This window comes from Rhodococcus sp. P4_E4, assembly GCF_056401575.1.
In genome coordinates this window covers 86245-93536 of the sequence record NZ_JBFUJB010000031.1, presented here as the reverse complement: position 1 = coordinate 93536, position 7292 = coordinate 86245, and the positions used below count along the sequence as shown (strand labels likewise).

5 protein-coding genes are annotated in these 7292 nt (G+C 63.8%); 3 read left to right on the top strand and 2 right to left on the bottom strand.

The features are described from left to right. On the top strand, positions 1-862 hold an 862-nt coding region (locus tag AC1DVN_RS28765; RefSeq protein ID WP_477994610.1), incomplete at its 5' end, for an RDD family protein. Between the two features lie 31 nt (positions 863-893). On the opposite strand, the gene AC1DVN_RS28760 is transcribed toward AC1DVN_RS28765, so the two are convergent. Together AC1DVN_RS28760 and AC1DVN_RS28755 are read right to left on the bottom strand one after the other, a co-directional pair. Next, positions 894-2303 (bottom strand): acyl-CoA synthetase, encoded by a 1410-nt coding sequence (locus AC1DVN_RS28760; RefSeq protein WP_477994609.1) that lies wholly within the window; start codon positions 2301-2303, stop codon positions 894-896. A 28-nt stretch (positions 2304-2331) separates the two neighbouring features. Further along, complete coding sequence (locus AC1DVN_RS28755; RefSeq protein WP_003945503.1) at positions 2332-3672, bottom strand: SLC13 family permease; 1341 nt, start codon at positions 3670-3672, stop codon at positions 2332-2334. A gap of 99 nt (positions 3673-3771) precedes the next feature. Between AC1DVN_RS28755 and AC1DVN_RS28750 the strand changes: the two genes are divergently transcribed. Continuing rightward, positions 3772-4419 (top strand): FadR/GntR family transcriptional regulator, encoded by a 648-nt coding sequence (locus AC1DVN_RS28750; RefSeq protein WP_007727006.1) that lies wholly within the window; start codon positions 3772-3774, stop codon positions 4417-4419. Between the two features lie 267 nt (positions 4420-4686). Then, entirely contained in the window at positions 4687-7266 is a 2580-nt protein-coding gene (gene ftsH, locus AC1DVN_RS28745; protein ID WP_477994605.1) for an ATP-dependent zinc metalloprotease FtsH, read from the top strand. Positions 7267-7292: the final 26 nt, after the last annotated feature.

The window sequence follows — 7292 nt, the reverse complement described above, 5'->3', positions numbered from 1 at the left end:
CGAGATCGCATCGAGTTCGCCGGAGTTGCGGCCGGCGATCGCTGCGAATCCGTCGACGTACGACGATCTTGTGACGTGGCTCGAAGCGCTGGGTGATCCGGCTGTGGATGCGGCATTGGACCGAAGGGCTGCTGGGCAATTCGGTCTACTCGGACCCGAACCCGAACCTGCGACCGAGACGTTCATTTCGAGCGGACCGGAGGCCCACTCCAGTGGCGACCTTGTGCAACCGTCCGCACCACGACCGGCCGTGCCGCAATTTGCCGTGCCGCAACCGAACCCGGGGTATGGGCCGACCGGCGTTCCACTCCTGCCTGGTGGGTTTCGGCCGGCCGGCGCGGGGATACGAGTTGCCGCGCGGTTCATCGATTTTGCCATTCTCGCAGTTGTGTCGGTCGTCGGCGGAATGATCTCCACCGCGACGCTCGGAAACGGATTCGACTTCGATTCCTACCGGACAAGTTCGGGTCTGATCGGCCTGCTGATCGGGATCGGTTCGATCGTGTACTTCGTATGGGGAGAGTCGGCATTCGGGGTAACGCTGGGCAAACTCGCCCTCGGAATAGGGGTTCGCTCGGTAGGAGGTGCACGTCCGGCCTTGGCGCAGTCCTTCAAACGGAATGCATTCGTGATCCCCATGTACTTCGGATCGGCTGTTTCGGCGTTGGCCATGCTCGGTAGTGGTGACGAGCTCGTCGGCATGCTGAATTCGATGTCGTTGGGCAGTGTCGCGAGCATTCTCGGTTCTCTTGTAACAGTCGCTATTTCGATCGCGATCATCGTTTCGATCAGTAGCGCACCGGACGTCCGCGGCTTCCACGATCGGATGGCTGACGCCGCCGTCGTGGTGACCCGACAGTGACCGAGCGCGCTTCGATGGAAGAGGCTTGCCTTCAGAGCGTCAGCAGCTTCTTCTGGACCTTGCCCATAGCGTTGCGGGGCAAGCTGTCCACCAGACAAACCTGACGAGGGCGCTTGTGGATCGACAGCGATTCGGCGACGAAGTCCGAAACCACCGCGCAGTCGGCTACATCTCCGACGATGAATGCGACTATGCGCTGGCCGAGATCGTCGTCCGGCACACCGACGACGGCGGCCTCGCGAACGCCGGGGTATGCCAGAAGTGCCTGTTCCACCTCGCCTGCACCGATGCGGTATCCACCGGACTTGATCATGTCGACCGACTCGCGGCCGACGATGCGGTGGAATCCGCTGTCGTCGATCACCGCGATGTCGCCGGTGCGGAACCAGCCGTCCTCGGTCATGGATTCCGCTGTCTTCGAGGGGTTCCCGAGGTACTCGTCGAAGAGCACGGCTCCCGCAACTTCCAGTTGCCCAAGCTGCTCTCCGTCGTGCGCCGACAATTCGCCGTTCTCGCCGCGCAACCTCGTCCTGACTCCCGGAACGGCGTGCCCGACCCAACCCGGGCGACGTTCGCCGTCGTGCGTCGTGCTGACGGTGATGAGGGTTTCACTCATTCCGTAGCGCTCGACGGGAGCCAATCCGGTCAGCGATTTCATCCGCTCGAACAATGGAACCGGAAGTGGTGCACTTCCGGACACGAGCAAGCGCGCGGATCGCAATGCTGCTGCCGCCGAGGGATCACCGCACACGCGTGACCAGACGGTCGGAACACCGAAGTACAACGAGCCACCCGCTGCGGCATACGAATCCGGAGTTGGTCTGACGGTATGAATCAGCGGTGAACCGACGCGCAATGCGCCCAACACGCCGAGAATCAACCCGTGGACGTGGAAGAGGGGCAGTCCGTGGACGAGTGTGTCCTCCGGAGTCCAATTCCACACGTGGGCAAGTGCGTCGAGATCTGCTGCGATCGCTGCTCGCGAGAGGACGACGCCTTTCGGCGCTCCGGTGGTTCCTGAGGTGTACATGATCAGTGCGGTAGCTGCCGCGCTCGGTTCGGGATAGGACGTCGCAGATCGCGCGTGAATATCGATGGGAATCAACGGGATACTCGAATCCGACGGTCCGTCTCCGAGTATCAGTTCGGCCTGGGAATCGGCGATGATGTGCTGACGTTCGAGCGGGCCGGAGTCCGGTGGGATCGGGACCACGGCAACACCGGCGATCAGCGCGCCGGCGACGGCGACCACTGTCTCGAGGCCGGCGGCGGCTTGTACTGCCACTCGCTGTGCACCGTGGATTCGATCGGCGACCGCGGTGGCGGCGGCCAACAAGTCGGCGCGAGAGAGGGTCGCGCCTTCGCCGAAACTGACCGCCGCTCCGTGATCGTCGAAGATGCGGGGGTCGAGGGAGCGCAGAAGTGTGGATTCGCTGTTCATCGCGAGTTCCCTTTCTTTGAGCGAAGATTCAGACGGACCAGGGAACAACGAACAGCAACCAGGCGAGAATCGGCGTCACCACCATGATGGTCATGCCCCACCGCATCGTCAGCCCGAACACCACGTCGCGTTCTTCCGGAGCGGCGTTCGCCACCACCAGCGCGCCGTTGGTCGAGAACGGACTGCAATCGACCAGAGACGACGAGATTGCCAGTGCGATAACCAGGCCGGTTGCATTGACCTGGCCGGTCATGAGGAAGGGAATTGCCAAAGGGATGAGTGCACCGAGGATTCCGGTGGTGGATGCAAACGCCGACACGATCGCGCCGATCAGACAGATCAGGAACGCCGCGAGAAGTGGAATGCCCACGTGAGCTACCGAATCCCCGAGCCACTGGACGGTGTTTTGGTTCTGCAATAGGGCCACGTATGTGACGATTCCGCCGATGAGGAGGACGGTGCCCCAGCTGATCTTGTCGACGGCTCCGCGGGCGGAGGCCGGGAAGATCAGGGTGAGAAGTACCGCGACGGTCAGTGCGGTAAATCCGACGTCGAGGTCGAAGACCAAGGCGCCGAGTGCAAGTGATGCCAGCCCGAGCAGGGTGAGTCGCCGCTCGAGATTGAGTGCTCCCTCGTGCGGAGCGGTCCCACCCGAGGACTTGCCGCCACCCTTCGAGCTGTCGCCGGAACCCGAACCGGTGATGGTGTCGCCACCGCCCGACGCGTTGCCGACTGCGCTGACGAGCACGCGCTCCGAGGCGCCGCGTGCAATCAATGCGCGACCGCCGAACGAGACGTACGCGATTGCGGCAACAACGGCCGCGGCTGCGAAGGTTGAGACGAACAGCAAGGCCGGGCTGGACGGGAGGCCGTTCTGGCGCATGACGTCGTTGGTGATCACACCGAAGATTCCGATAGGGGAGAAGCTGCCCGCCGTTGCGCCCTGGACGACCATGAAGCCCATCAGCATGGGGTGGATCCGGTAGCGGGTGGCGAAGCCCATCGCCACGGGCGCGATGATGGCGACGGCAGCGGGACTGACCGCGCCCATGGCGGTGACTGCCGCGCACACCGCGAACATCGCCCACGGCACGAGGGCCACTCGTCCTCTGACCGCCCGGACCGCCGCGTGAATGATCCAGTCGACCGTGCCGTTGTTTCTTGCCAGCGCGAACAGATAGGTGACGCCGACCAGGATGACGAAGAGGCTGGCCGGGAAGCCGTCGAGGATCTCGCTGGTATCGACGGTGAAGACCAGTGTTCCGACGACGAAGGCAGCCACCAGGGCAAGCGCACCCATGTTCACCGACCTCACGGTGGATATGACGAACACCAGGACAAGTACTGACAGGGCTATGACATTTGCCATCGAACTCTCAATCCGTTCGCGACCAGCTTGTGGTCTGCATCACTTGGAATTGGCCTAGCCTCTCTGCCACTGCTCCATTTGTCAAGTACACTCCGAGGCATGAATTCGACGTCATCGCCCGGCTCGCGCTCGGGCCTGCCCGGACGATTGAAGCGTCCGCGTCTGTATGAGCAGTTGGCCGAGCACATTTCGAATTTCATCGAGGCTCAAGGCCTTTCGCCCGGCGATCGGCTTCCTCCCGAACGCAGCCTGGCTGCCGAACTCGGCGTGAGTCGAGCGTCGCTGGCTCAAGCGCTCGTGGCCCTCGAGATTCGGGGCAGAGTCGAAATCCAGCACGGTAACGGTGCGGTGATTCGCGAAGCTCCGACGCCCGACGCGGGTAGGTCTGCAGACTCGGGAGTGCGGTTGCAAGACCGAACCGTCGACGAACTGACTGCTGCCAGGGAAGCGATCATGGCCGGCCTGGCTCGGGCGGCGGCGTCGAATCCCAACGCTGCGCTTCGGGTCGCGATGTTGACCGACGACGGGACCGCGAGAAACTTCGCCGAGACATGGCGCTGCGTCAGGCACCTGGCCGGCGGCGGCTTATTGGCTGATCTCGACGACACCATCGCCAAGCAGGCAGACGTGCCCGAGTCCTCGGCGCGACTGTCTGCGCGACTCGATCAGCTCGCGCACCGGATCATCGACGGTGACCAATCGGGCGCCGCTGACGCTGTTGCGGGAATCCTCTCCGAAACGGCCTGACGAATAACGACGGACGAGCGTCGGAAAAGCGCACGATAACCACTATGAGCATGTTCGCTCACAGGAAACTGTGCTGCGACGTAGCCCGGGAACCTGATCGGTAATGCGCACGTTGAACACAGTGACGACCGTTCCAACCAAGCGGCACGGCCGCTGGCGGGCATCGATGGGGCCGATCGCGGTAACCTGCAGGTGTCCGGTTGGCAGCCGGAAGGCGACCTGGCAGACCCGCACTCTCGAAAGGACCGGCCACATCGGCCGACCTGTATGAACCGTAAGACTGTGTTCCGTAACGTGCTACTCGTAGCCGTCGTGCTGTTGGTGATCTATGCCTTCAGCTACTTCAGCAACGACACCCGCGACTTCAAGACCGTCGACACCTCGGTCGCGATATCCCAACTCGACGCCAAGAACGTTGAGTCGGCGCAGATCGACGACCGTGAGCAGCAGGTTCGTCTGTGGCTCAAGAACGGCAACGACGCCACCGACGGTAAGACGCAGATCCTGGCGAAGTACCCCGCGAGTGCGTCGGAGCAGATCTTCGACAAGGTCGAAGGCGCCGGAGCGGACAAGTTCAACACGACGGTCACTCAGGAGAGTTGGCTGACGTCGATCCTTCTGTTCGTGCTGCCGATGATCATTCTGTTCGGCATCTTCTTCTTCGTCATGAACCGGATGCAGGGCGGCGGTGGTCGCGGCGGAGTCATGGGATTCGGTAAGTCGAAGGCCAAGCAGCTCACCAAGGACATGCCGAAAACCACGTTCGCCGACGTCGCCGGTGCGGACGAGGCTGTCGAAGAGCTGTACGAGATCAAGGACTTCCTGCAGAACCCGGCTCGCTACCAGGCGCTCGGCGCCAAGATTCCGCGCGGTGTGCTGCTGTACGGCCCTCCCGGAACCGGTAAGACGCTGCTCGCTCGCGCTGTCGCAGGCGAAGCCGGCGTCCCGTTCTTCACCATCTCCGGTTCGGACTTCGTCGAGATGTTCGTCGGTGTCGGTGCCTCGCGTGTTCGCGACATGTTCGAGCAGGCCAAGCAGAACAGCCCCTGCATCATCTTCGTCGACGAGATCGACGCCGTCGGTCGTCAGCGCGGCGCAGGCCTGGGCGGCGGACACGACGAGCGCGAGCAGACGCTCAACCAGTTGCTCGTCGAGATGGACGGCTTCGGTGATCGCACCGGCATCATCTTGATCGCCGCAACCAACCGCCCCGACATCCTCGACCCAGCACTGCTGCGTCCGGGACGCTTCGATCGCCAGATTCCGGTCGGCGCTCCCGACCTCGCCGGTCGCCGTGCGATCCTGCGCGTTCACTCGCAGGGCAAGCCGATCGATCCCAACGCCGATCTCGAAGGCCTCGCGAAGCGGACCGTCGGAATGTCGGGTGCCGATCTTGCGAACGTCATCAACGAGGCTGCGCTGCTCACCGCACGCGAAAACGGAACCGTCATCACCGAAGCCTCGCTCGAGGAATCGGTGGACCGTGTTGTCGGTGGACCGCGGCGTAAGAGTCGCATCATCAGCGAGCACGAGAAGAAGATCACGGCGTACCACGAGGGCGGTCACACGCTGGCTGCTTGGGCAATGCCGGACATCGAGCCGGTCTACAAGGTCACGATCCTCGCTCGCGGTCGCACCGGCGGTCACGCGATGACCGTGCCCGAGGACGACAAGGGTTTGATGACGCGTTCGGAGATGATCGCTCGTCTCGTCATGGCAATGGGTGGACGCGCCGCCGAGGAGCTGGTGTTCCACGAGCCCACCACCGGAGCGTCGTCCGATATCGACATGGCGACCAAGATCGCACGCGCGATGGTCACCGAATACGGCATGAGTGCCAAGCTCGGCGCGGTTCGCTACGGACAGGAGGGCGGGGATCCGTTCCTCGGCCGTTCGATGGGCGTTCAGTCCGACTACTCGCACGAGATCGCTCGCGAAATCGACGAGGAGGTGCGCAACCTCATCGAGGCGGCGCACACCGAAGCGTGGGCCATCCTCAACGAGTACCGCGATGCGCTCGACCTCATCGCTACCGAACTGCTCGAGCGTGAGACGTTGACTCGCAAGGACCTCGAGAAGATCCTTGCCGGCGTCGAAAAGCGTCCGCGTATCACGGCTTTCAACGATTTCGGTGGGCGCACGCCTTCGGATCGTCCGCCGGTGAAGACTCCTCGCGAACTCGCGATCGAGCGCGGCGAAACGTGGCCGGAGCCCGCTGCTGCACCTGTTCTCGTCAAGGCAGGCGCACCCAACAGCGGTGCACCCAACGGCGGTGTCCCCAACAACGGTGGTCTCCCCAACAACGGCAACCAGGGGCCCTCGAACGGCTACGCACAGCCCTCGTACCCGCAGCCGAGTGCCCCGCAGCAGACGCCGCAACCGGGAACACCCGATTACGGAGCGCCCGCCGGATGGTCGGCACCGGGTTGGCCTCCGCGTGAGAACCCGTCGCCGACGTACCCCGGACAGCAGTCGGGTGGGTACACCGGTGGACAGAATCCGACCCCGCCGAACCAGTCGCAGGGCCAGTACGGTCAGCCCCAACACGGTCAGCCCCAACACGGTCAGCCCCAGCCCGATCAGGGGCAGTACGGTCAGCCGCATCCGGGACAGCAGGCGTACCCCGAGCAGTCGCACCCCGGCCGTCGTTACCCCGCGCAGCCCGATTACCCGGTGCAGTACCCGGACGGTGGACCCTTCGCCGATCCGAACCGGGGAAACCCGACCGGCGAAAACCAGTGGCAGAGCCCCGCACCGGAACAGCCGCAGACTCCGCCGCCGCATCATTCGGCTGAGGACGACGGCCCGAGCACCGCTCGCTGGGACGGACCGGACGGATCCCGCTGACCTTGCGCCACTAGGCTCTGCGGCGG

Bases quoted from the DNA above. Each gene is read 5' to 3' on its own strand.
- AC1DVN_RS28760 (WP_477994609.1), bottom strand. From the start codon at position 2,303: ATGAACAGCGAATCCACACTTCTGCGCTCCCTCGACCCCCGCATCTTC.
- AC1DVN_RS28755 (WP_003945503.1), bottom strand. From the start codon at position 3,672: ATGGCAAATGTCATAGCCCTGTCAGTACTTGTCCTGGTGTTCGTCATA.
- AC1DVN_RS28750 (WP_007727006.1), top strand. From the start codon at position 3,772: ATGAATTCGACGTCATCGCCCGGCTCGCGCTCGGGCCTGCCCGGACGA.
- ftsH (WP_477994605.1), top strand. From the start codon at position 4,687: ATGAACCGTAAGACTGTGTTCCGTAACGTGCTACTCGTAGCCGTCGTG.